The sequence below is a fragment of the Halobacteriovorax sp. RT-2-4 genome, from assembly GCF_047085445.1.
In the GTDB taxonomy this organism is placed as follows: Bacteria; Bdellovibrionota; Bacteriovoracia; order Bacteriovoracales; family Bacteriovoracaceae; genus Halobacteriovorax_A.
Genome location: NZ_JBKIXY010000002.1, coordinates 669,328 through 691,895, shown reverse-complemented (window position 1 = coordinate 691,895; position 22,568 = coordinate 669,328). Strand labels below are relative to the sequence as shown.

24 protein-coding genes and 1 pseudogene are annotated in these 22,568 nt (G+C 35.3%); 19 read left to right on the top strand and 6 right to left on the bottom strand.

Features of this window, described 5'->3' with window-relative positions; genetic code table 11:
• Positions 1-65: 65 nt before the first annotated feature.
• Positions 66-590 (top strand): hypothetical protein, encoded by a 525-nt coding sequence (locus tag ACMAYL_RS13750; protein ID WP_392993156.1) that lies wholly within the window; start codon positions 66-68, stop codon positions 588-590.
• A 32-nt stretch (positions 591-622) separates the two neighbouring features.
• Here ACMAYL_RS13750 and ACMAYL_RS13745 read toward each other — a convergent pair whose 3' ends face one another.
• Positions 623-3,016 (bottom strand): methyl-accepting chemotaxis protein, encoded by a 2,394-nt coding sequence (locus ACMAYL_RS13745; protein WP_392993154.1) that lies wholly within the window; start codon positions 3,014-3,016, stop codon positions 623-625.
• Between the two features lie 255 nt (positions 3,017-3,271).
• Between ACMAYL_RS13745 and ACMAYL_RS13740 the strand changes: the two genes are divergently transcribed.
• From ACMAYL_RS13740 to ACMAYL_RS13715, 6 genes are all read left to right on the top strand, one after another.
• The gene (locus tag ACMAYL_RS13740) at positions 3,272-3,859 is read left to right on the top strand and encodes a Crp/Fnr family transcriptional regulator (protein WP_412471255.1); all 588 of its coding nucleotides are present in this window, start codon (positions 3,272-3,274) and stop codon (positions 3,857-3,859) included.
• A gap of 54 nt (positions 3,860-3,913) precedes the next feature.
• Positions 3,914-4,384, top strand: coding sequence for a DMT family transporter (locus ACMAYL_RS13735; protein WP_158246866.1), 471 nt, complete (start codon positions 3,914-3,916; stop codon positions 4,382-4,384).
• Complete coding sequence (locus tag ACMAYL_RS13730; protein ID WP_412471254.1) at positions 4,368-5,117, top strand: arylamine N-acetyltransferase family protein; 750 nt, start codon at positions 4,368-4,370, stop codon at positions 5,115-5,117. The genes ACMAYL_RS13735 and ACMAYL_RS13730 overlap by 17 nt, the downstream gene beginning before the upstream one ends.
• A 92-nt stretch (positions 5,118-5,209) precedes the next feature.
• The gene (dbpA, locus tag ACMAYL_RS13725; RefSeq protein ID WP_392993144.1) at positions 5,210-6,589 is read left to right on the top strand and encodes an ATP-dependent RNA helicase DbpA; all 1,380 of its coding nucleotides are present in this window, start codon (positions 5,210-5,212) and stop codon (positions 6,587-6,589) included.
• A 14-nt stretch (positions 6,590-6,603) separates the two neighbouring features.
• Entirely contained in the window at positions 6,604-7,056 is a 453-nt protein-coding gene (locus tag ACMAYL_RS13720) for a YaiI/YqxD family protein (RefSeq protein ID WP_103217996.1), read from the top strand.
• A 149-nt stretch (positions 7,057-7,205) separates the two neighbouring features.
• The gene (locus ACMAYL_RS13715) at positions 7,206-8,495 is read left to right on the top strand and encodes a DEAD/DEAH box helicase (protein WP_103217976.1); all 1,290 of its coding nucleotides are present in this window, start codon (positions 7,206-7,208) and stop codon (positions 8,493-8,495) included.
• 5 nt (positions 8,496-8,500) lie between these two features.
• On the opposite strand, the gene ACMAYL_RS13710 is transcribed toward ACMAYL_RS13715, so the two are convergent.
• The gene (locus ACMAYL_RS13710) at positions 8,501-9,130 is read right to left on the bottom strand and encodes a hypothetical protein (RefSeq protein ID WP_392993139.1); all 630 of its coding nucleotides are present in this window, start codon (positions 9,128-9,130) and stop codon (positions 8,501-8,503) included.
• Between the two features lie 146 nt (positions 9,131-9,276).
• Between ACMAYL_RS13710 and ACMAYL_RS13705 the strand changes: the two genes are divergently transcribed.
• Positions 9,277-9,723, top strand: a complete 447-nt coding sequence (locus ACMAYL_RS13705) for a YiiD C-terminal domain-containing protein (RefSeq protein WP_392993137.1) — start codon at positions 9,277-9,279, stop codon at positions 9,721-9,723.
• Here the strand turns inward: ACMAYL_RS13705 and ACMAYL_RS13700 are convergent.
• On the bottom strand, positions 9,713-10,933 hold the full coding sequence (locus tag ACMAYL_RS13700) for an NAD(P)/FAD-dependent oxidoreductase (RefSeq protein ID WP_412471253.1): 1,221 nt from the start codon (positions 10,931-10,933) through the stop codon (positions 9,713-9,715). The two genes, ACMAYL_RS13705 and ACMAYL_RS13700, sit on opposite strands and share 11 nt — an antisense overlap.
• Before the next feature lie 88 nt (positions 10,934-11,021).
• On the opposite strand from ACMAYL_RS13700, the gene ACMAYL_RS13695 reads away from it, so the two are divergent.
• From ACMAYL_RS13695 to ACMAYL_RS13675, 5 genes are all read left to right on the top strand, one after another.
• Positions 11,022-11,930: a LysR family transcriptional regulator gene (locus ACMAYL_RS13695; protein WP_392993132.1), complete on the top strand. Its 909-nt coding sequence runs from the start codon at positions 11,022-11,024 to the stop codon at positions 11,928-11,930.
• A complete protein-coding gene (locus ACMAYL_RS13690) occupies positions 11,897-12,355 on the top strand; it encodes a MepB family protein (protein ID WP_412470414.1) in 459 nt (152 codons plus the stop codon). The genes ACMAYL_RS13695 and ACMAYL_RS13690 overlap by 34 nt, the downstream gene beginning before the upstream one ends.
• A 16-nt stretch (positions 12,356-12,371) precedes the next feature.
• Positions 12,372-13,217, top strand: a complete 846-nt coding sequence (locus tag ACMAYL_RS13685) for an EamA family transporter (RefSeq protein ID WP_392993131.1) — start codon at positions 12,372-12,374, stop codon at positions 13,215-13,217.
• Positions 13,218-13,279: 62 nt separating this feature from the next.
• Positions 13,280-14,542, top strand: coding sequence for an NCS2 family permease (locus ACMAYL_RS13680; protein ID WP_392993129.1), 1,263 nt, complete (start codon positions 13,280-13,282; stop codon positions 14,540-14,542).
• Between the two features lie 56 nt (positions 14,543-14,598).
• Positions 14,599-15,030 (top strand): thioredoxin family protein, encoded by a 432-nt coding sequence (locus ACMAYL_RS13675; protein WP_392858803.1) that lies wholly within the window; start codon positions 14,599-14,601, stop codon positions 15,028-15,030.
• Between the two features lie 5 nt (positions 15,031-15,035).
• On the opposite strand, the gene ACMAYL_RS13670 is transcribed toward ACMAYL_RS13675, so the two are convergent.
• Positions 15,036-15,617 (bottom strand): TetR family transcriptional regulator, encoded by a 582-nt coding sequence (locus tag ACMAYL_RS13670; RefSeq protein WP_392993128.1) that lies wholly within the window; start codon positions 15,615-15,617, stop codon positions 15,036-15,038.
• Positions 15,618-15,701: 84 nt separating this feature from the next.
• Here ACMAYL_RS13670 and ACMAYL_RS13665 point away from each other — a divergent pair, with 84 nt between their 5' ends.
• From ACMAYL_RS13665 to ACMAYL_RS13655, 3 genes are all read left to right on the top strand, one after another.
• Positions 15,702-16,094, top strand: coding sequence for a hypothetical protein (locus tag ACMAYL_RS13665; protein ID WP_412471252.1), 393 nt, complete (start codon positions 15,702-15,704; stop codon positions 16,092-16,094).
• Positions 16,091-16,690: a nitroreductase family protein gene (locus ACMAYL_RS13660; protein WP_392993125.1), complete on the top strand. Its 600-nt coding sequence runs from the start codon at positions 16,091-16,093 to the stop codon at positions 16,688-16,690. The genes ACMAYL_RS13665 and ACMAYL_RS13660 overlap by 4 nt, the downstream gene beginning before the upstream one ends.
• Positions 16,691-17,011: 321 nt before the next feature.
• Positions 17,012-17,830, top strand: coding sequence for a C1 family peptidase (locus ACMAYL_RS13655; protein ID WP_412470291.1), 819 nt, complete (start codon positions 17,012-17,014; stop codon positions 17,828-17,830).
• A 2-nt stretch (positions 17,831-17,832) separates the two neighbouring features.
• Here ACMAYL_RS13655 and ACMAYL_RS13650 read toward each other — a convergent pair whose 3' ends face one another.
• On the bottom strand, positions 17,833-18,810 hold the full coding sequence (locus ACMAYL_RS13650) for a 2-hydroxyacid dehydrogenase (protein WP_412471251.1): 978 nt from the start codon (positions 18,808-18,810) through the stop codon (positions 17,833-17,835).
• A 91-nt stretch (positions 18,811-18,901) separates the two neighbouring features.
• Between ACMAYL_RS13650 and ACMAYL_RS13645 the strand changes: the two genes are divergently transcribed.
• Together ACMAYL_RS13645 and ACMAYL_RS13640 are read left to right on the top strand one after the other, a co-directional pair.
• Positions 18,902-19,390, top strand: a complete 489-nt coding sequence (locus ACMAYL_RS13645; RefSeq protein ID WP_412471250.1) for a hypothetical protein — start codon at positions 18,902-18,904, stop codon at positions 19,388-19,390.
• An 80-nt stretch (positions 19,391-19,470) separates the two neighbouring features.
• A pseudogene (locus ACMAYL_RS13640) lies at positions 19,471-19,564 on the top strand (DUF188 domain-containing protein); the annotation flags it as partial.
• 297 nt (positions 19,565-19,861) lie between these two features.
• On the opposite strand, the gene ACMAYL_RS13635 reads toward ACMAYL_RS13640, so the two are convergent.
• Entirely contained in the window at positions 19,862-20,917 is a 1,056-nt protein-coding gene (locus ACMAYL_RS13635) for a M4 family metallopeptidase (RefSeq protein ID WP_412471249.1), read from the bottom strand.
• A gap of 407 nt (positions 20,918-21,324) precedes the next feature.
• Between ACMAYL_RS13635 and ACMAYL_RS13630 the strand changes: the two genes are divergently transcribed.
• Complete coding sequence (locus ACMAYL_RS13630; protein WP_412471248.1) at positions 21,325-22,371, top strand: S41 family peptidase; 1,047 nt, start codon at positions 21,325-21,327, stop codon at positions 22,369-22,371.
• The last annotated feature ends 197 nt before the right edge of the window (positions 22,372-22,568 follow it).

The window sequence follows — 22,568 nt, the reverse complement described above, 5'->3', positions numbered from 1 at the left end:
TAATGTTATTTAATTTCAAGGTTGCTATATCTCAATAAGTTTATAGAAATCTTAGAGGAGTGAGTATGAGTGGTTTTTTAAATACTATTGGCATAATTGCAATTATTTGCCTTGTTGTTCTGGGGATAGCTGTATTTTCTTCTTTTAAGTATTCAAAAGATGACGATGGTAAGGTTACACTTTCTCTTTTCTGGGGAGCAATTAAAGTTAATGAAAAAGAGCAAAAAGTGAATATCCTAGGGGACTTTATAGCGGTTGACGGTAAGGATGAAAAAGTTAAAGTTGCTGGTATTGTCGATGTTGATGGTAAAGATGAATTGGTAAATATTGATAATGGAAAGATTCTTGTAGATGGAAAAGAGAGTGTTATAAAAGTAGAGAAGTCTCTCGTTGTTGAAGTAAAAGAAGATCATGTTATTATTCAAAATAATTTCAATTCTGATATTTTGAAAGTGATTACTTCTTTAAAGAAAAAAGATGATAAAAATTTAAAAGTCGAGGGGAGAGTTGTTGGTGAAGATGATCGCTATCTAATACTTGAGCCTAAGGATGCTTCAAAAATAAATATCAATGTAAAATTTGAGTCTTAATAAAAAAAAACGCCACTTACGTGGCGCCTTTCTTATATAGCATCTTTGAATCTTGAATCATCTGAACTTATTGAGTCAGAGTCAATCAGTTCCAAATTCTTTTTCTTAGAAAATGGCATTTTAATTACTGATGGAGTCACTTTTGACGCTGTCATAGTGCTTGCTCCAGTTTCATTTTCACCAAATACGATCATTTGAATATCTTGAACAATTCTTGAAAGATCGTTTGACTGTTCTTTCAGTTCTGCTGCTTTTGAAGATGATGTGTGGGCAACAGAAGTATTCTGTTGAGTAACCGCATCAAGTTGTTGAACAGCAGTTGTAATTTCGTTAACACCAGCAGATTGCTCTGTTGAAGAAGCTGCAATCTGTCTAACTGAACTATTTACTTCATTGAAGCTTTCTAGGATTTCACTTAGAACAGAATCACAAGTTTTGATTTCAACTAAACTTTCATCTACTGACTTCTTACCATGCTCGATAATGCCAGACATTTTAGACTTAGAGCTTTCAACTGTACGGTGTACTTGCCCAATACTTCTATCTAGTAGTTCTGTAATTTCTTGTGCTGCTGTACCACTCATTGCTGCAAGAGCACCAACTTCTTCGGCTACGACAGCAAAACCTTTTCCATGTTCCCCAGCTCTGGCCGCTTCAACCGAAGCGTTGAAAGATAGAAGCTTTGTTTGGAACACGATATCGTTGATAACTTTTGTTTTTTCTGAAATTTCATCAATCACTTTAGTGATATTTTGAATTTCAACATTGTTTTCTTCAACACTCTTGATCAGAACTTCGTTATTCTTATGAATATCTTCGATTTTATGTTTTACGCTACTTACATATCTTTTACCTTCTTGAGCCTTTTCCTGACTTTTTTCTGATAGGTCTGAAGTTGTATTAGCATTCTCTGAGTTTCTATCAACCATTGCAGAGATCTCTGTAATTGAAGCCGAAGTCTCTTGTAAGCTGGCCGCTTGTTGCTCTGTTGCTGATGAAAGATCAGATGAACTTTGAGCTAAGGCATTGGCAGAGTTAAGTACATTGTGTGCTCCAATTTTTAACCCCTCAGCAAGCTTAACAAGGCTATTAGAAATTGTTTTAGCAAAAGTCAGGGCAAGTAGTAGAATTGCAATCCCTGAAATTGTAATTAAAGTCATGATAACTTTTCTTACAGTGTAGAGTGAAGATAAAGCTTCATCTTCATCCATTTCACTTAAGATATACCAGTTTAGACCATTTATGTTTAAAGGTTTATATGCACTAATTACATTTACATCTCTATAGTCTTTAAAGATTTCTGCACCAGACTTTCCTGCAATTGCATGATCTGCTCCAAGTGTATCAATCTTAGTTGCAAGCGCTGAAGTCTTCTTAGACTTCATATAATCGATAGCTTCTTTACTTAATCCAACTTCGTGCATTGTCTTAAAAAAGCTAGCTTCATCTTCTACTATTGTTCTAGAGATACTTCTCATAATCTTATCTTTACCGATTATATAAGTTTCTCCAGTATCACCTTGTCCTTGCTCTTTCCACTTTTCACCGCTTGTTAAGATTTGATTAATCTTTGCAACTGGAACTTGGAATACAAGTACTGCGCTAAGTTTGTTATTTTCAAAAATAGGTGCCGAAATAAATTGAGCAGGAGATTCATAACTTGGGTAATACTTTTTGATATCAGTAAAGAATACTTCATCTTTTGATGTCGCATTCATTGCTAAATTGTATGCTTCTGCTAATCCTGAGTCAGAGTAAGGACCAACTTTTAGATTTGTTGCGAAGTCAGCTTCTTTATATACTGAATAAACAACTTCACCCTTTCCCGCATCAATTAAGAAAATATCGTAGTAGCCAAACTTATTTAAGTAAGTACGAAATGCCTGGTGATATCTTTCGTGTGTTTTTGAATAGCTTGTTCCATCATTAAGAGAAATAAGTGCATCCTTTGAACCAAGAGGATTATTATTTGAACTGATGAAAGCATTTTGAAGAAGTAATTCATTCTTGCTCAGTTCTCTGATAATTTCACTAGTCTTATCAAACTCTTTTCCAATATTTGTTTTATTGTATTGTTGCCCAAACTCATTTGCATAAAAAGATGTTAATGAGGATTTTGCAGCATTAAAGTCTGTTCTCGTCTCTATTTCAAATGATTGAAATGAACTTTTGAACTTCCTAGCAGCATCAATCGTTGAAATATTTTGTGCCAATGCAGATGCCTGTCCGGCCATTGTTTTGTAAAGCTCTTCTAGCTGAAAACTTCTTCCCTCGCGGATCGAAACTAACATATTTTCTGCATTTTCATGTAGTGTCTTGTCGACATTACTTAAGACAACAAAAGTAATTGTTAATGAAGGGATGAGCCCGGCCAATAAGAAACCGAGAACTAGTTTTTTATTAAGGGAAAATTTACTTATACTCATTAACTATCCTTTTTCATTAGGCTAAAATAAAATTGTTAACTGAGTTATCGAAAACTTTCTAAATAACTTTATAGTAAATATTGATATTTTTTTTATAGATAAACTTTGTTGAACCCTGGGAGTCTTTTGATAACAGTTAGTTAAAGATTTTTTGAATAAAATTGCTGATTTTAATTATAAAAAAACCCTAATTAAAAATTATTAAGATAGGCAATTATGTTACTCGTGATACGAGTTGGAGATAGAGGACAAACTATGGAAGCTTTAAGTTATTTGAAGAGTGTGATGGATTCGTATCATGAGTTATCGAACGATTGTTGGGGAGAACTTCAACAAGCATTGCGAATCAAGTCTTTTAAAAAGGGGACTGTTTTAGTCGACTTTGGCGATATTCCAACAAAGTTTTATTTTGTCTACAAAGGGCTTGTTAGGGCCTATTCCATGGGACAAGATGAGGCAGCGAAGGAGATCAATAAGAACTTCTTTGATGAAGGCAGGTTTCCATCTGCTGTCGTTGCAACACTTGATAGGACTCCTTCTGAGATATGTATCGAAGCACTTGAGGATTCAACTCTAGTTGAAATAGATCATTCTAAGTATCGTGAACTACTTGAAAAGTATGAAGACCTAAAGTGGTATCACATAAAATATTTAGAAAAACACTGGGTAAAGGAAAAAGAGCCCGTTGAGATATCTTTATTGGATGGGGAAGCAAAGGAGCGCTATCTTTCCTTTATCGCAGAAAATCCTCTATTGGCGAAACGAGTCCCTCTCTATCATTTGGCTTCCAAGCTAGGCATTACACCAACCCAGTTGAGTCGAATCAGAAAAACAATTAATTGATTCTTCTCAACATATGTAAAGGAAATGTTACCTCTATTTTTATATATTAGGGGCATGACAAATTTAGCTTTAGTATTATTATCAATTCTTTCGGGATGTCTTATCCTATTACAAAGTAGTCTTAATGGGCAACTTTCTAAGTATACGCATAATCCCTTCTTTTCATCGTTTGTGCTTTACTTCTTTAGTGCTGTTTTTATGATGTTCATATTTCTAAGTACACGTCTAAAAATACCTAGCCTAGAAGTTATAAAAGAGGTTCCTCTCTACCTTTGGGGAGCTGGAAGTATTCTGAGTATTGTGGGTCTAACTCTCGTTTATTGGTTAATGCCAATTTTAGGGGTTTCAAAAGTATTAAGTGGTATAATTACAGGACAAATTATTGCTGGAATGATTGTTTCTCATTTCGGTTTTTTTGACTTACCTGTAATTGAAATAAATCGTTACAAAATTCTTGGCGTAGCCTTCTTATTTATAGGTGTATATTTTATCAATTGGAGTGCAATTAATGAAACAGTTAAATAATGAAATTAAAGAGTTTCTTCTAAATAACACATTTAACAACATTGATATTTTAATCAGTGATAGAGAATTTTTAAAACTTGATGATGAGAGTTTAGAAAACAAACTTATTGTGAGAAAGCGTGGAGGTTATTGTTTTGAAAATAATCAATACTTCTACACAAAGTTAAAAAAGAATGGCCTTGAGGTGAAAAGAGTTTTAGGTCGTGTTGTTTACGGTGATACACCTGATGATAAGCCGAGATCTCATCAGGCTACAGTCATAACACATGATGGTAAGTTATACTTAGTGGATGTAGGATTTGGACCATATACACCTGGAGCAGTAATCCCTTTAACTGGTCAGGAAGTCGAGAGCTTCAATAAGCGAACTTATCGAGTTTCTAAAATTAATGATGTTGATTATCAATTAGAAATTAAAAAGGAGGATGGGTTCTTTTCTCTCTATCAATTTAACCTTGCTAATTATAACGATGCTGATTTTAAGGTCGCAAATTACTATACAAATACTCATGATGATTCAAAATTTACGACATCTCTCATCTTGTCTCAACAAATCGAAAATGGAACAAGATTTATCAATAATCTTATCTATTCTGAAATCTATGAAAATGAACGTAAAAGTATTGATATAAACTCAGCAGAGGAGTTATATAAGCTAATTAGTGATTCATTTAACGTTAATATTACAAAAGAAGAATGCTCTTATCTATTCGATATTGTGAGTAATTTTTAATAAGCTAGTATGCCTAAATTGTTTAGGTTGACGGGAAGCTTATAAAAAGAGACTAATGACTTAATAAATATAATAAAAGAGAAATAAACTGTATGAGCAATAGCTTCACTAATTTAAAGATAGATAGCAGATTAAAAAGCAATCTCAAAGATTTAAAGTTTGAGAATATGACACCTATTCAGGAAAAGTCTTTACCAATCATTCTTGAAGGCAAGGATATAATTGCTCAAGCTAAAACAGGTAGCGGGAAAACTGTAGCATTTGGACTTGGTGTCTTAAATACTATTGATGTTAAACAAACAAGACCACAATGTTTAATTTTATGTCCAACAAGAGAATTAGCAGAACAAGTTGCAATGGAGCTAAGGAAACTCGCTCGAGCAATTTCTAACATGAAAGTATTAACAATAACTGGTGGAAGATCAGAGTATCAACAAGAGAAGTCTCTATCTCATGGTGCCCATATTGTGGTAGGAACACCGGGAAGAGTATTGAAGCTTTTAAAAAGAAAAATTCTCGTTCTTGATTTTGTTAAAAATTATGTTCTTGATGAAGCTGACCGTATGCTTGATATGGGCTTTTATGAAGATATCTCGAGAATTTCAGCATTTGTTCCAAAGCAAAGACAGACTTTACTTTTTTCGGCAACATTTCCTGAAGACATCGAAGATTTAAGTAAGAAACTTCAAAACGATGCTATTAGACTTAGTGTTGATGTTGTCCATGAAGAAACAAATATCAAAGAAGAGTTTATTCAACTGGGTTCTCATAAAGATAAAATGGATATGCTTTTTAGAGTTCTTGGAAAGTATCAGTCTAAGCGCTTTATCGTTTTTTGTAAGACAAAGAGAATAACTGATGTTGTTGCTGATGAGCTTTATAAAGCCGGTGTGGCCGTCGAGTCAATTCATGGTGATCTAGACCAAAATGAAAGAACCGCTGTTTTAACGATGTTTTCAAATAAAAGTCTTTCTGGAGTTGCTGCAACTGATGTCGCGGCCAGAGGGATTGACATTAAAGATCTTGATCTTGTTGTTAATTATGATCTCTCTAATGATCCTGAGGTCTATGTTCATCGCATAGGACGTACTGGACGAGCTGGAAATGAAGGAAGGGCCGTTAGTTTCTTTGTTGAACAAGAGATTGATAATTTAGAGAACATAAAAGAGTATCAGTCACGAGATTATGAAATTATTGATCCATCTAATTTTAGTGAAAGCACTGAGTACAATATTAGACCACTTATGGCGACAATCTATATTCATGCAGGGAAAAGAGATAAACTAAGACCTGGTGATATTGTTGGGGCAATCGTCGGTGAGTCTGGAATTGATTCGAAAGAAATTGGTGATATTTCGGTGACTAAGAATATGAGTTATGTTGCTGTAAAAGCTGAGCATATAAAGCATGTCGTTGAAAGTCTTCGAAATGGAAAAATTAAAAAAAGAAAATTTAAGTTAGGAATTCTATGATGAATAAAGAGCTGATGAAGATTTGGGTCGATGCTGATGCCTGTCCTAAAGTTATAAAAGAGGTTTTATTCAAAACATCTATTCGTCTACAAATTCCATTAGTTCTTGTCGCAAACTCTTATATGAATATTCCTCTTCATGAACTTATTACTTTTATAAAAGTTGATAGCGGTGCGGATGTTGCTGATATGTATATTGCTGACAACGCTAAAATTAATGATCTCGTTATTACAGCAGATATTCCTTTAGCTGCAGAGGTCGTAAAAAATGGAACTCTTGCTATAAATCCTAGAGGAGAGCTTTATGATGAAGAAAATGTCGGAGAACGTTTGTCTATGCGTGACTTCATGAAAGAGCTTAGAGATGGTGGTCTTATTACAGGGGGACCTGATGCATTTAGTACTAAGGATAAGGCAAATTTCGCGAACTCGTTAAATAAAATCCTTTCTAAGAAGGGGTTTAAGTAAATATAGTTTACAGAGGGGATTATAAAGGTTGACTTGTATCTCTATTCGGGAGATGAAGAGGGTTGATCTAGATACATTTTAAATATTCGCCTTTGCTAGTATTTGGATTAAGCAATGGCACTAGCGCTTTTAAAGCAAGGATATTTATTATGTCTTCAGTCAAATCTTTTGATTCTTTAAATCTATTACCTGAAATTCTTTCTGCATTAAAAAAGAAAGGTTATACAGCACCAACGCCGATTCAAGCAAATTCAATTCCACACCTATTAGATGGTGGAGATATCTTAGGGATTGCTCAAACGGGAACTGGAAAGACTGCTGCATTCTCTCTTCCTATTTTAAATAATTTAAAAATTAAAAAAATAAAAACAAAACCAGCTCGTATGAGGTGTCTAATCTTAACTCCGACAAGAGAATTAGCATCGCAGATAGAAGAGAATATAAAAGAATACTCTAAAGGATTGGGGATTTCATCCGCAGTTATCTTTGGAGGTGTTAGTCCTAGGCCTCAAGTTCAGAAACTGTCACGTGGAATGGATATTATCGTTGCAACACCAGGCAGACTTCTAGATCTAATGGGTGATGGCCACGTTCGTTTTGAACAACTAGAAACTTTTGTTCTTGATGAAGCCGATCGTATGTTAGATATGGGCTTCATTAGAGACGTTAACAAGATCATTGCTAAACTCCCTGAAAAAAGACAAACTCTCTTATTTTCGGCCACAATGCCTCAGGATATTGTGAACCTTTCTAAGAAATTGCTTGTTAAGCCTAAGAAAGTTGAAGTGACACCTGAGTCGACAACAGTTGAAAAAATTGATCAAAAGATAAATCTTGTTCATAGAACAAATAAGCCGAAGCTTTTAAAGAATATTTTAGAGGATACTACAATTGAGCACGTGCTTGTTTTTACTAAAACTAAGCATGGCGCTAATCGTGTGGTTAAGCATCTGGATCAAGTTGGAATTACGGCCGCTGCAATACATGGCAATAAGTCTCAGGGGGCACGAGAGAAGGCCTTGGGTGGTTTTAGAAAGGGAACTGTTAGGGTGCTTGTTGCTACTGATATTGCTGCTCGTGGAATTGATGTTTCCCATATCACTCATGTTATTAATTATAATCTTCCTGATGATCCTAAGAGTTATGTACATCGTATTGGGAGAACTGCTCGTGCTGGAAGAGAAGGGATTGCTATCTCTTTTTGCGACGATACAGAAACAAAGCTATTAAACGATATTGAAAAAACGATTAACTACAAAATTCCTGTCGACACGAATCATGCTTTTCATGGAGTTGCGGGGCAACCTGACTCACAAGAGGCGCCTAGAGCTCCTAGGACGCCTAGGCTTAGAGCAAAATCTTCTAAAGATAATAACAATAAGCAAAGAAGCGCTAGGCGAAGAAGAGCAAAACAAAAGTCTAAATCATCGTCTCTTTAAGAACACTAAAAACGCGTTAAAAACTCAAAGTAAGTCGCACCATCTAGCATAAAAGTGGTGTAGACTTCTGTGTTTTGACCGATTTTCCCGCCAATTGGGGCAGTATTAATATCTGAGAAATCATAATTCTTATCACCGAATTCCTTAATAACAAAGACGAGTAAACCCGCACCTTGTGAAAGAAATTCTCCAAGTCCATTTTCTTTCGCTACAGCGTAAGCAACTTTAGAAAAGCCTGCATGACACCATTTATTTGAAATATCTCCTTGGTTATGTAAAGCACTACAAGGATCATCATTTTCGATAAAGTAGTCAGACTTAGAATTTGATAAGAAAAGGGCCGATTCACGACTTAGTCCTAGGACTTTAAAATCTTGGGGTCTTTCTTCATTATTCTTTATATATTTTTCAAAAAAGATTGAGGCAGCTCGAGTTGATTGTTCACTGTCTCCAATAACTATATCTTTGTACTTTTCAGAAAGCTCTACATACTCTCTGGCCATTCTAGAATATGAATCTTCTTGCGCCTGCATCATGTTTGGTTTGATGTTAAATCGCATATCACTAATATTTTCAGTGCTCGATAGGGCAGAGAGAGATAGTAAGATACTTAGTGGCATTATCAATTTCTTCATATGTCGTCCTCTTAAATTATTTTGATCATCTTAACTAATTAGTTAGTTTGATGGTGAAAATATGAAAAAATGAGTGCCTGTTCTAAGATTAGACAGACGTGATTTCATATGGTTATACTATGAATTGAGAGTTGGAGGTTATTGATATGAAAAAGATTTCCGAGCAATACAAGCGTGATTTACTGGAGTCGATTCCAGTCGTCTCAGGAATGAAGCTTGAAATTAAGACTGTAGAAGATCAGAAAATCGTACTAAAAGCTCCTTTAAGTAAGAATATTAATTATGAAGGAACTGCATTTGGTGGAAGTATTAATACACTAGCAATTCTTTCTTGCTACCTCTTAACTCATCATACGATGAAAGTTCATAATATTGATTTCAAGTCTCTCGTTATCCAAAATAGTGAGATTGATTATCTTATGCCCGTGGATTCTGACTTTGAGGCCATTGCAGAAATTGATGAAGCTTCAGTAAATAGTTTCATACAATCACTTAAGCGACGCAAAGTCGGCCGCTTAAATGTTCATTCAAAGATTATGGTAGGAGACAGTGTTAGAGCGAGCTTTAAAGGACGCTTTGTTGCTACTTTATAATACGAATTCTTCTCTTATTAGAAAGAAGCGACCACGCCCATTGCATAAAGACCATAACCTTATTTCTAAAGTTGATTAAGAAGAAGATATGGACAAGACTCCACGCAAGCCATGCAATTGGACCTGCTAGCTTAACACCTTTCCATTCTAGTACAGCTTTGTATTTACCTACTGTCGCCATCGATCCTTTATCAAGGTATTTGAAGGCAAAGCGCTTATTTTTTAGTAGTTGCTTGGCAAGATGCTTTCCTTGTTGGGCTGCAACTGGTGCAAGAGAGGGAAGTGGGCTACCGTCTAATGACTGGAAGTTAGCTGCATCTCCTAAAATGAAAATTTCGGGAAAATCTTTTAAACTTAAGTCTTTTTCTACTATTGCACGTCCCATTCTGTCTTGTTCAACACCAAGCTTTGAAATTAACTTTGTTGCGCGATTTCCTGCTGCCCATATGATATTCTTAGATTCAATTTTCTGGCTTTTAGTTTTTATATAATCGTCACCAATTTCTTCTACGACTTCATCTGTTAAAACAATCACACCTAGCTTTTCGAGATAGTTCTTGGCCTTTTCTGAAGTTGGATGGCTATAGCTTGAGAGAATATGTTGACCACCTTCAATTAGATATATCTTTGTTAGTTTTGGATCGAAGTCGTGATATTCGTTAACAAGAGTTTTATAGGCAACTTCTGCAAATGCCCCCGCAAGCTCTACTCCAGTTGGGCCACCACCAATAATAACAATGTTTAACTTCTTTTCTTCTTGATTAAGCTTTATCTCTTCTTTTTCAAATGAGTTAAGGACACGGTCACGAATACTAAGAGCATCAGTTAGAGTCTTTAAGCCAGGGGCACTCTTTTCCCAGTCATCATTGCCAAAGTAGAAAGGTTTTGATCCTGTTGCTACAGCTAGGTAGTCGTATTGATATTCATCACCACTTTTACATTCTATAACTTTTAGATCTTTATTAATTGAGACAACTTCCTGCATGTGTACTTTGATATTTTTAGCATGAGATAAGATTTCACGTATTGGCATTGATATATCTCCTGGAGATAGGGATGCAGATGCTACTTGGTAAAGAAGAGGGTGGAATAAATGATGATTTTTCTTGTCTAGTATCACGACTTCAAAAGAATCTTTATTAGCAAGACCTTTTGCCAGGGCAATTCCTGCAAAGCCAGCTCCAATAATGACCACTTTTATTTTCTTCATGATTTCCCCCTTGTTCTAGTACATTTTAAATTTAATTCAATTTTGCGCTTGAAACAATAAAGCTAATTTGAAATAATTTATTTCTAATATGGAAATAATAGAAAAGACTACATTTGATCGTTTATATGCCCTTCAGGTGGCAACTGTGGTTGCTCGAGAGGGAACATTTGCAAAAGCAGCTAAAGTTCTAGGAACATCAGCTTCAAATATAACTAAAGAGATTCAGAAATTAGAGAGTTATCTCGGAGTTGTACTATTTAAAAGAACAACTCGATCTTTTGTTCTTACCGAAGAGGGAATGCTCACTCTTGAGAAGTCTAAAAATCTTTTAGAGGAATTAAATAATCTAGAAGAGCAGTTACATGGAGTTGTTGACTCAGTTAAAGGTGTTATTCGTATTACTGCGCCAACGACAATCGGTCAAAGCTTCTTGGCGTCAATTTTTGCTGAATTTCAGCTTCATTATCCATATGTTGAAATTGATTTGATTTTGACAGATAGAGTACTTGACCCTGTTGAACATAATATCGATTTAAGTATTAGAACGGCATTTCAATTAAAAGATTCAAATCTTTATATGAAAAGAGTTACACAAATCGACCGTGTTATTTGTGCTTCCCCTTACTATATTGATCATTTTAAAAAGCCAACAAACCTTGAATCTTTAAGCAGGCATAACTGCTTGCTATATCTAAGAGGAGATAGCCCTTTTATTTGGAGCTTCAAGAAAGGTCAAAAGATTAGTCATATTCAAGTACAAGGCTCATATAAATCGAATAATTTAATGTCTCTCATAAAGGCTTGTGAGTTAGGAGTTGGGATTCTCAATGTACCTCGTTACTTAGTAGATGAACAAATACAAAGAGGTGAGTTAATTGAATTATTTAAGAGTTGGGAGCTTCCATCTCATAGTCTATTTTTCTTAACCTCTAGAAAACCTTCTAGTTCAAAGAAACTAGAAGTATTAGAAGAGTTTTTATCGGAGAGATTGACATAAAAAAGATAAGTGAAAAACTTGATTCATATATTATTCATGAGGAAGCGCAGGAATATAATGGTTGTTCATATATATATGAAGGAAAGTACTATATTCAACGATCTTCCAAAGTAACACCTAAGAAAGTTGGCCAATTTGTCACATTGTGGAAGAGAGACGAAAGTGGAAAAACAATACCATACCACTTAAATGACCCTCTCGATTATGTTTTGATTATTTGCGATACAGAAAGTGAACAGGGTTACTTCTTATTTCCAAAAGATGCTCTAGTGAAAAAAGGTATTCTCTCTAGTGAATATAAAGAAGGAAAGCGTGGATTTCGTCTTTACCCCAAATGGGATCAACCTACTAGTAAACAGGCTATCAGTTCACAAAAATGGCAACTCGATTATTTCTTTAATGGAACTTTTCAAGGGATTCGTTAGAAGCTAGTATAGCCAAATGAAAAGATTAATACTTGTTACAGTTTTATGGGCATTTTCATTTAGTCTAATAGGGCAATATATTGCTGGTAAGATGGATACCTATCTGGCCATATTTCTAAGACTCTTTTTCGCATTCTTAGTGTTTGTTCCATTTTTAAATTTTAGAAATATTTTTAGAGTAGAATCTCTTAAGACAATGCTCATTGGAATATTGCAAATCGGAGTGATGTACCTCTTTTATTACAATTCCTTTAAGTATCTATCAGTATCAGAAGTAGCACTCTTTACTATTTCAACACCTCTCATTATTTCAATTATTGGAAATATTATTGAGAGACGCTTTATCTTAAGACAGCTCTTCAGTGTTTTCTTAGTTGTTTTTGGTGCGGCCATCATAAAGTGGAGTGAGATCTCAAATGATTATATTATTGGCTTCTTGCTTGTTCAGGGAGCAAATATCTGTTTTGGGCTAGGACAGGTTCTTTATCGCAAGATAATCTCTGAACAAAATCAGATGCAAAAATTTGCACTGTTCTTTTTAGGTGCCCTTATTCCAATCTCATTTGTTTTAATCTCTAGATCAACCTTCGCAAATCTTTCACAAATTACATCCTTGCAGTGGGGAGTCTTGTTGTGGTTAGGCTTTATTGCATCTGGTGTGTGTTACTATCTTTGGAATACTGGTTCTAAGCAAGTTTCATACGGAGAACTCGCTGTTATGAATAATGCAGTTATCCCTGCAGCTATACTTGTTAACGTCTTCTTCTGGGGAGCAAAGATTCAATGGACATCATTTCTACTCGGTGCTTTCATTATAATTTGTGGTATTTTGATTGAAAATAGGAGAACTCAAGATTGTTAATGTAAGAGTTGTGAATATTATTTAAGTTTTTTTGTCCTAAACTGAAATGCTAGAATACATGTATGAAAGCAAATAGTATTCGCACAGAAGTCATAGCAGGAATAACAACCTTCTTAACGATGAGTTATATTATCTTTGTCAATCCGCTCATCTTATCTTCAGATGGCACGGGAATGTCTTTTTCTGCTGTTATGACAGGGACTATTCTGGCCAGTTTTGTTGCAACTCTTCTTATGGGTCTAATCGCAAAGCTACCTTTTGCCCTTGCTCCTGGAATGGGGCTTAATGCTTTCTTTACTTATACATTAATTCTCGACCAAAAAATTCCCTGGGAGCAAGCCTTGGGCCTAGTCTTTTGGTCAGGTGTTGTCTTTGTTATCTTATCAGTGACGCCATTTAGAGAGAAGTTAGTTAAATCGATTCCAAAGAACTTAAGAATGGCCATGGCCGTTGGGATCGGTATTTTCCTTGCATTCATTGGTCTTAAGAATACCGGCATTATCATTGACCATCCAGTAACACTTGTTCAAACAGCACCGCTTTCAAGTGAGGGGACAGCTGTCATCCTTGGATTTGTTCTTATTATTGCCTTATTTAAGAAGAATATTCCTGGAAGTCTTCTGATAGGGATATTTTTTACTTGGACACTAGGAGCTCTCTTTGGAAAGTCGACTCTTCCTGAAAACTTCTTTGCAACTCCTGACTTTAGCTACTTTATGCAAGCAGATATCTTGGGGGCCTTAAAGATTGCTTATATCCCAAGTATTCTCACTCTTATGATGACTGATCTTTTTGATTCTTTGTCGACTTTTATTGGCGTCGCAGAGACGGCCAATCTTAAAAATGAAAAGGGTGAAATTAAGAATATGAAACAGGCCCTAACTGTTGATGCACTTGCGACTCTCTTTTCTGCGTTCTTTGGAACTTCTACGACGACAACCTTTGTCGAAAGTTCCGCTGGTGTCAGTGTCGGTGGCCGCACTGGATTAACATCAGTTATTACAGCAATCTGCTTCCTTCCGTTTCTCTTTCTTGCTCCATTTGCACAGTCCATTCCAAGCTATGCAACGGCCCCTGTTCTTATCTTTGTTGGGATTCTCATGTTTAAGAATATCTCATCAATAAACTTTGAAAAATTTGAAGAAATGATTCCTGCATTCTTATGTATTGTTCTTATTCCACTAAGTTTCTCAATTACAACAGGGATAATGTGGGGATTGTTTGTACATACTATTTTATATATTGTAGCTGGTCGCATAAAGGACTTAAGTCTAACAGAGTGCTTACTTTCTATTGTTGCCTGTCTATATATAATTTTTCATTGATCTCTATCAAATATTTTTTAAGTTTTTATTGGTATAGTAGGATTAAGGAGTGAAAAATGAAAAAAATTATTATCTGTGATTCATGTGGTGCAATTAATCGAATTGATACGACAAAGCTTTCTGCCAGTGGAGCTGTATGTGGAAAATGTTCTAAAGACTTGGACACTAGAGCAAAGGTTCAAAGTATTACCTTTGATAAGCTAGAAAAAATTATTCAACACTCTGAGCTTCCTGTCTTTGTTGACGCTTACGCAGATTGGTGTGGCCCGTGTAAAATGTATGGACCAACTTTTACGGAGTTTGCTCAAAAGAATTGGCAGTCTGCAGAGTTTTATAAAATCGATACTGAAAAGAATCCAATGATCTCGGTTAAGTATGGTATTCGTGGCATTCCCACGACTCTAATCTTTAAAGAGGCGAAGTTAGCGCATTCACAAAGTGGTGTTTTACAAGTTGTGCACTTAGATCAAATGCTTTCTAATTTTTAAAATAACTATCTCCAAATGAGCTTAATGAATTTGTCTACTTCTAGTTCAAAATCAAGTCTAGTTTGACTTAAAGAATTAAGCTCCTTCGTATCTAATGTTGCAGGTAATTTAGATGTCTGATAAAGGCCTATGATATATGTATATGTCATGAGAAGATTCTGAGTGGTCTCTTTAATATCACGTTTAAAATGATTAGCAATATTCTTACTTAAATTTAATAAGTCATCTTGGTGGCCCTTTTTAAAAGGGTAGATAATTTCTTTTGTAATATTCTTCTCTAAAATTAGACTTGCTCTGGATAATAATTCTAAGAATTTTGTGTCCTTAGTAAAAGACTTAACAAGCTCTTTAAGGAATGAATCGATACTAGAGGTATTGATGAGTTCATTATTAATATGCTCGAACCACTTCTGATAAAAGTCATAGAGAATATCTAAGTAAACTTCTTCCTTCGTTTTATAGTAGAGGTAGTATGTACCCTTAGCTACTTGGGCCTTGGCCACGATCTGGTTCACGCTAGCAAGTTCAAAATCTGAACTTATAAATAAATCATAAGCACTTGTTTTTATTAATGTTTTCTTATCCATTCTTACCTCTTTTAAAATTTTACTTGATTACTGACCGGTGGTCAATTAAGCTGTGACCACTGGTCATTTTGTAGGAGTGATAAAATGAATTTGAAAAAGCTAAGTAGAAGACTGTTGTATTTTACATTCTTCTATAACTTATTTGGAACAATCTCTTTTGCTTTCCCTGCTGCCTTTAATAATGCTTCCGGGCTTCCTTTTCCACCCCATGCGGTCTATGCAGCATTTGGGGCCGGAAATATTTTTATCTGGTCTTTCGTTTATCTATTTTTGGCCCGTCAAAGAGAATTTAATCGTCCCTTACTATTAGTTGGTGCCATAGGAAAGTTTAACCTTTTCGTTGCTTTGGTATTCGGTTGGTATGCAAAAGAAGTTGGAGGATCAACCCTGGCTCTCGGCTTGGTTGATGTGGCGATGGGAGTCGTTTGGATTAGTTACTTACTAAACTCAAAAAATCAAAAAAAGGAAATGTTATGAATTTAATAAAGTATGCACAACAAAGATACTCTGCAAAATTATATGATGAAAGTAAAATGATACCAAAAGAGAAGGTCGATGAATTAAAGTCAGTCCTTCATCTTGCACCTTCATCAATTAATATTCAGCCTTGGAAGTTTACATTTGTTGAAGATAAAAAAGTAAAGTCTGATCTTGCTGATGCCTCACTTTTTAATGCTGATAAAATTAAACAAGCTAGTCTTCTAGTTGTGTTCAGCGTCCCCGAAGATCTTGAAACTTTTGAAGAAATGATTTCTGGAGAAATGCCTGAACGTACACTCGCAATGTACCAAGGTGGCAAAGAACAAATGTCTCCTGAACAGCTTAATGCGTGGTTTACTCGTCAGCTATACATTGCTCTAGGGCAGGCCTTGACTGCGACAGCACAACTTGGTCTAGACTCGACGCCAATGGAGGGGATAGAGGCGGATAAGTACATGGAGATTCTAAAGATGAAAGACTTTAGGCCTGTGGTGGCCCTGGCCGTAGGCTATGCTGCTAGCGATGATTATAATCGTTTAGAAGTTATGCCTAAATCTCGTCGTGCTTTTGAAAAGGTTATTGAGTCGGTATAGGAGTGGTCTAAACGAAGCTCTTAGTTCCATATTTTGGTACTTTGAAATCAGTTGTTCTGCGCTATCTTAATATAGGGTATGGTTTATTCATCATCTAAATCTCATTAGGTGAGTATTTGAAGGAGCGTATCATGTTTAACTATTTAGGAACTATCATTATTAAATAATTTCGAAGCCTCCTTAAGCGGAGGCTTTCTTATTTGTACATATTTTCAACCCCTTACAGTTCAACAATATTGTAAAAGTAACTGATTCCTTAGAAGTCATTTGAAGAAGCTCTTCCTTTCTATTAAATTCAGCGAGAATAAAGAAGGGAAATTCATGAAAATCATAATCTTAAGCCTATTATTATCTCTTGGTGTTAACGCTGAAATGGTGTCGATTAGACAGTATCAAACTCCAGTTAAGAACCAAAAAGACAGAAATACATGTGCATACTTTGCGGTAACTGCCATGCTTGAGGGTGCTATTAAGAAGAGATTTGATATGGAGTTCGATATTTCAGAGCAATTTCAAATCTACTATGGGAAAGAGCACTTTGGAGAGTATCCAAATGCTGAGCATGGGTACACTTACGAGATTGCACGTAATTTTCGCAATCAATATTTCTTTATCGAAGAGGCCCAGCTTCCTTATCAGATGAGTTATTTTGAAAATAATGGCCCTTGCTCGCAATTCGATCCATTTGATGAAAGCGCGCCGTCTTACTGCTTCTCTCATGCTCCAGTCGATACTGGCTCGCTTAAGAGAGTGAAGGTGGATGGGTTAGAAGTTAAAATGGTCACAAATCTGTGGAGCTCTTGGAAATCCAAAACTGATTTATACGAAGATGAGATTAGAAGTGGGAATGGCCTTGTTGCAACAGTTCTCGTTTATTCTCCTCTTTGGGAAAATGCCCATGTGACACTTCCTGATGAAACTTTTGCAAAGTGTGAATCGGGTGAAGTCGCCTGCTATGGCCATGCGATTCACTTTACTGGATACGACAAAGAAAAGAGAATTTTTCAATTTAAAAATAGTTGGTCAAGTGAGTGGGGCGATGAAGGATATGGTTATATGTCTTATGACTATGTCATGAAGCATGCAGTTGATCCCATCTCATTTAGATGGGACCGTTTCTTGGCCGATATCAGAAAATAATATCAAACGAGATATTTAAATTTTTGACTCTCTATTGAGTTAATACTTTCAAATGTTGTCTGTGCAATATTACTTAAGGCTTCGTGAGTTAGAAAAGCTTGATGAGAAGTAATTAGAACATTTGGAAAAGTCATTAACCTTGCTAGGTCATCATCTTGAAGTACGTCTTGAGAGTGATCGTCAAAGAATAAATTTTCCTCTTCTTCGTAAACATCAAGACCTGCAGCTAAAATCTTCTTTTCTTTCAAGGCTTTTATTAGGGCCTTTGTATCGACAAGCCCACCACGACTTGTGTTGATGAAGACGACACCATCTTGCATCTTCGAAATATTGGCATCATTAATGAGATGATATGAATTTTTATTAAGTGGAATATGAAGTGAGATGATCTTCGATTCTTTTAAAATTTCATCAAATCCAACATACTCAACACCCAGCTTCTCTAACTCAGTGTCTTTTGTTAGGTCAAACGCTAGAACTCGACATCCAAAACCAAGGGCAATCTTACAAAAGGCTTTCCCAATCTTACCCGTACCAATAACTCCAATCGTTTTCTTATAGAGGTCAAAACCAACAAGACCGTCGAGGTTAAAATTACTTTCTCTAACGCGATTATACGCCTTATGAGTTTTTCTATTTAAAGTTAGAATCATTGCCATCGTATGCTCTGCAATGGCCTGAGGAGAGTATTCTGGAACTCTTGTAACAGGGATTTTTTTTGATTTAGCGTATTCCAAATCGACGTTATTAAAACCTGCACATCTTAGTGTGATGAGCTTAATACCAAAATCACTTAGCTGGTCTAGAACTTCTTTACTCACTTTATCATTTGTAAAAATACAAACGACATCATGACCTTTAGCAAGTTGTGCAGTTTCTGGATTAAGTTGCTCTTTGATGAATGTGACATTGTGTCCATTCGCTTGCTTTAATAAATATTCTTTTTCAAAATTGTGGGTACTGAAAACAATTATCTTCATACTTCCTCTCTTAGGCGGTAATAGATTATATCTAGTATATGATACAAATATTGTTAATATTGTAACTTATAATCTTAAAATGAAGTTCTTCATGAAACAAATAATGCTAACACTCTTATCTTTACAAGCATTTGCGCAAGTACCGGCGATTAGACCAAATAACTCTGTTATTATTGAAGATTTTTGTATTTGTAGCGAACAAAAAGATATTCGAGCATCAGCAGGTGAGAGTTGTACTCAAGTATGTCAGAATACTTCTTTTGATATAACAACAATGATTGCTAAAGCTAGCGTAGGAAAAAATATTTCTACCAACCCTGACTTAAGAGATCTTAACGGTTGGTGTTCTCATGATCTTGATAATGGAGCACTTAATCCAGCTTCATGCACATTAGTCGTAACTGATGAAGCAGGGGATCAGTATCGATTACTTCCAAAAACATATAATGGCACGAATTCATTTGAAGTTATTTTAAACGACCTTGCTACGAGCAAAGGCTCTGAATATTCTTTTTATTTGGAAGAAAGTGGTAGTGGTGTTGAGTTCGCTAGAAGTAAAGAAGGATATATTTCTTTTTAATGTTCATGAACTTTAAATGGGAATTATAGGAACTTAGTTAATGAGAAAACAAGAATTTAAAATATGGGTGGATGCGGACGCTTGCTATTAACCCACGCGGAGAGCTCTATGATGAAGAGAATATTGGAGAGCGCCTTTCAATGAGAGATTTCATGCAAGAGCTGGCCGAGATGGAGTTGCTATTTCATTTTGTGATGACACAGAAAAGAACCTTTTAAAGGATATTGAGAAAACGATTAAGTATCAAATTCCTCAAGATAAGGATCACCCATTTCATGGTGTCGCAGGAGCTCCTACACAACCTCAAAATAATCGACGTCCAGAAAAGCAGAAGCAGGCTTCTTCAAGAAGTGGTGCGAAGTCTAAAGGCAACAAAACGAGTAAGTCGAATAATCAGCAAAGAAGTGCGAGACGCAGACGTGCTGCAAGTAAAGCGAAGTAGATTGAAATAGGTTAGTGGGATTGCTTCTTTTATGGCCCAATATGCTTCCATACAGAAAGCAGGGTTTTAAGTGTTTGCTTATGATTTAAGTCTTGGGCTTCATTTAAATATTTAACTGTTGCCAACTTTATATCCCTGATAGTTGAATTCTTATTAAGATATTTCATGTAAGCATTGAAAAAAACTTCAGTTGCAACCTCATATCCTACACCCTCAAATTCAGCTGTTCCCTCAGACAAGAGATAAAAAGCATTCGTTACTATGCCTGCATTATAATAAACATTAGGGCCATTAGGCTTGTATTCGTCAAAGTTACTTGCTTGACCATTTTGTTCTGGGTTTGAAATATCACGTAAGCAATTACCTTGACCAATATATGCTTCATGTCCTAACTGATAGCAATCTGCACTTGGATTATTTTTAAAGCAAACAAAAACCCCGATAATATCTGCAAATGCTTCATTGAGTGATCCCTGGTCACCTTCGGAAGCAAGTTCTATTGTATTTGCTAACAGCCCATGAGCAAATTCATGGGCAACGATTCCAATACTTGCAGACAAGTGAGTGTGATCTGAAATATTTGAACTCTGCCCGAATGTAATTATATTTTTATCTTTATCCCACCACTTTGCATTATCATTAAATGAGCCTTTTTTTAAAAGCACTGAAATTACTTCCGACCCTTTATTATCAAAGCTATTAAACCCTAAGTGCTCTTTTACGATTCTTATTGTTTTTATAGTATTAACATGAGTATCTACGAGAGCAGGGTTTGAGAATAAGCAATTTTGTGATTGTACAATTTTTCCTGGTACTCCCCAAAAATCATCAGAGAGGAAATACAATGGATCATTGTTTAGGTTGCCATTGCTGTGACCTGTAGTAGTTGTAACTTTATATTCTTTGGAGTGAAGGTATTGTTGAGCACTATAAATATTTTCAACAACGTCAAACACCTGAATCTGACCTCGAGAATCTTTACTATGACATGTGACCATACGGTGATCTTTAAACTGATTAGCAAAGTTATAAGGAAAAGCCTTAAGCGATATGAAAATAGTTACAAGAGCTAATAATTGATACATATGCTCTTATAAGGAATCTAAATATGAGTCGCAACTTATATAGTTATAATTTCAGTGTTTTGTAAAAACTACAGGAGTTCTTAATATAAATATTACAGTACCGAAAGCTTGACCTGCGGTGAGAGCGTAAGCTCTGATCGCTGAGTCTGCATAGGGTTGCGAAAGAATGGAACGAGTGTCAGCTTCGTGAGATTGCAGGGACGCGATACCGAGATGTAATTACAGTACTTTATGCTAAGTAAATAATTTTATTTATTAAGGAAAGCTGACGAAAAACCGATAATATTTATATGAGATTTTTCATTTTAACATTTTCATTTTTTTCAATATTAGTTTCTTGCTCTTCAACAAATAAGGAAGAGTATTCTTTGGTTTATGATCCATCAATAAAAGTTAAAGCCCCCCCCATGTTGAACAAGGAAAAAATAGATTTAGATGTAAATCTTGTTGAATATACTCTTAAAAATTCCTACTCAGGTTATTTTTTTAAAAATAAAAATAACGTAGAACTAGGAATTAAAAAATTAAAAGAATCTGTTGTAAATATTGAATCGATTAAACCAGGAGATTTTTGTAATGTATTAGGGGAATCGTTTTCTCATGTTCAAGATGAGCATTTGACTTTTCAGTTTGGCCCTATGAAATGTGCGAGAAATACATTCGTTGGAAATGTCGGTAAAAGAATCGATAGTGAAGAGAAGAGACTTTGGACGGTAAAAAAAGTTGTTGAAGGTAATAGTAACGTTCTCGTTATCACTATCTCTTGGTTTGCATCACACTCTTCAAATAAATGGGATGGGATGCTTAGAGAAATTAAGACGCATTTAGATAAGATCGATTTTGTTGTCGTTGACCTAAGAGGTAATAGTGGAGGAGATGATACTATTGGATATCAGTTAGCAAAATTATTAACTGGTGGCTCTCCGTTTTCAACACCATATGCACATCAATACAAAGTCGTTACAAGAGCTGGTTTAGAAAGTCTAGCTAACTTATTTTCTTTCTTGGCACAGAGTGCAGAATCAAAGAAACAAAAAGATTTTTTTTTAGACTTCATAAAAAGAGATAAGCAAAAATATACTAACTATAAAAAAGAGACCGCTATTGTAAATAAAGTGTTACCTAAAGTTGTTAAGGCCAAGGCATTAAAGCCAGTCGTGATTTTACAAGATCGTGCTTGTGCATCTTCATGTGAAAGTACAATAGACTTTTTTGAATACATTGATGATGTAACAAGAGTCGGTGAGAACACAGCTGGTCAGGTTCAATTCGGTAATCTTGGATTTGTCGTACTTCCTGAAAGTCGCATTCAGATAAATATACCTTCAACATTTAATAGCTATAGAGATAACAGATTTATAGAGTCTATAGGTATAAAGCCCGATGTTAATGTTCCAAAGGGTCAAGATGCATATGACTTTGCGATAACATATATGAAGAATAGACGTAAGTAATAGAATGTACGGTTAGTTATTAGAATTCCCACTATTTACGATTATTTCAATAATCTGATCATCAAAACCATCAGATTCTTATGTATACTTTTTAGACACTTTTACTTTCTCCATAAAAATTCTTCAATAGGACTGTCTCTCGATCAAGATAATCTATAAAATTGATTCGTATTCACATTTTTACTTTGGCCGAGGAG

What these genes read in the sequence shown, in the direction of transcription:
- ACMAYL_RS13715 (WP_103217976.1), top strand. Translation starts at nt 7,206, where the DNA reads ATGTCTTCAGTCAAATCTTTTGATTCTTTAAATCTATTACCTGAAATT.
- ACMAYL_RS13750 (WP_392993156.1), top strand. Translation starts at nt 66, where the DNA reads ATGAGTGGTTTTTTAAATACTATTGGCATAATTGCAATTATTTGCCTT.
- ACMAYL_RS13665 (WP_412471252.1), top strand. Translation starts at nt 15,702, where the DNA reads ATGAATTTGAAAAAGCTAAGTAGAAGACTGTTGTATTTTACATTCTTC.
- ACMAYL_RS13700 (WP_412471253.1), bottom strand. Translation starts at nt 10,933, where the DNA reads ATGAAGAAAATAAAAGTGGTCATTATTGGAGCTGGCTTTGCAGGAATT.
- ACMAYL_RS13635 (WP_412471249.1), bottom strand. Translation starts at nt 20,917, where the DNA reads ATGTATCAATTATTAGCTCTTGTAACTATTTTCATATCGCTTAAGGCT.
- ACMAYL_RS13735 (WP_158246866.1), top strand. Translation starts at nt 3,914, where the DNA reads ATGACAAATTTAGCTTTAGTATTATTATCAATTCTTTCGGGATGTCTT.
- ACMAYL_RS13630 (WP_412471248.1), top strand. Translation starts at nt 21,325, where the DNA reads ATGTTGAACAAGGAAAAAATAGATTTAGATGTAAATCTTGTTGAATAT.
- ACMAYL_RS13675 (WP_392858803.1), top strand. Translation starts at nt 14,599, where the DNA reads ATGAAAAAAATTATTATCTGTGATTCATGTGGTGCAATTAATCGAATT.
- ACMAYL_RS13685 (WP_392993131.1), top strand. Translation starts at nt 12,372, where the DNA reads ATGAAAAGATTAATACTTGTTACAGTTTTATGGGCATTTTCATTTAGT.
- ACMAYL_RS13650 (WP_412471251.1), bottom strand. Translation starts at nt 18,810, where the DNA reads ATGAAGATAATTGTTTTCAGTACCCACAATTTTGAAAAAGAATATTTA.
- ACMAYL_RS13710 (WP_392993139.1), bottom strand. Translation starts at nt 9,130, where the DNA reads ATGAAGAAATTGATAATGCCACTAAGTATCTTACTATCTCTCTCTGCC.
- ACMAYL_RS13730 (WP_412471254.1), top strand. Translation starts at nt 4,368, where the DNA reads ATGAAACAGTTAAATAATGAAATTAAAGAGTTTCTTCTAAATAACACA.
- ACMAYL_RS13705 (WP_392993137.1), top strand. Translation starts at nt 9,277, where the DNA reads ATGAAAAAGATTTCCGAGCAATACAAGCGTGATTTACTGGAGTCGATT.
- ACMAYL_RS13655 (WP_412470291.1), top strand. Translation starts at nt 17,012, where the DNA reads ATGAAAATCATAATCTTAAGCCTATTATTATCTCTTGGTGTTAACGCT.
- ACMAYL_RS13720 (WP_103217996.1), top strand. Translation starts at nt 6,604, where the DNA reads ATGAAGATTTGGGTCGATGCTGATGCCTGTCCTAAAGTTATAAAAGAG.
- ACMAYL_RS13660 (WP_392993125.1), top strand. Translation starts at nt 16,091, where the DNA reads ATGAATTTAATAAAGTATGCACAACAAAGATACTCTGCAAAATTATAT.
- dbpA (WP_392993144.1), top strand. Translation starts at nt 5,210, where the DNA reads ATGAGCAATAGCTTCACTAATTTAAAGATAGATAGCAGATTAAAAAGC.
- ACMAYL_RS13670 (WP_392993128.1), bottom strand. Translation starts at nt 15,617, where the DNA reads ATGGATAAGAAAACATTAATAAAAACAAGTGCTTATGATTTATTTATA.
- ACMAYL_RS13680 (WP_392993129.1), top strand. Translation starts at nt 13,280, where the DNA reads ATGAAAGCAAATAGTATTCGCACAGAAGTCATAGCAGGAATAACAACC.
- ACMAYL_RS13740 (WP_412471255.1), top strand. Translation starts at nt 3,272, where the DNA reads ATGGAAGCTTTAAGTTATTTGAAGAGTGTGATGGATTCGTATCATGAG.
- ACMAYL_RS13695 (WP_392993132.1), top strand. Translation starts at nt 11,022, where the DNA reads ATGGAAATAATAGAAAAGACTACATTTGATCGTTTATATGCCCTTCAG.
- ACMAYL_RS13645 (WP_412471250.1), top strand. Translation starts at nt 18,902, where the DNA reads ATGAAACAAATAATGCTAACACTCTTATCTTTACAAGCATTTGCGCAA.
- ACMAYL_RS13745 (WP_392993154.1), bottom strand. Translation starts at nt 3,016, where the DNA reads ATGAGTATAAGTAAATTTTCCCTTAATAAAAAACTAGTTCTCGGTTTC.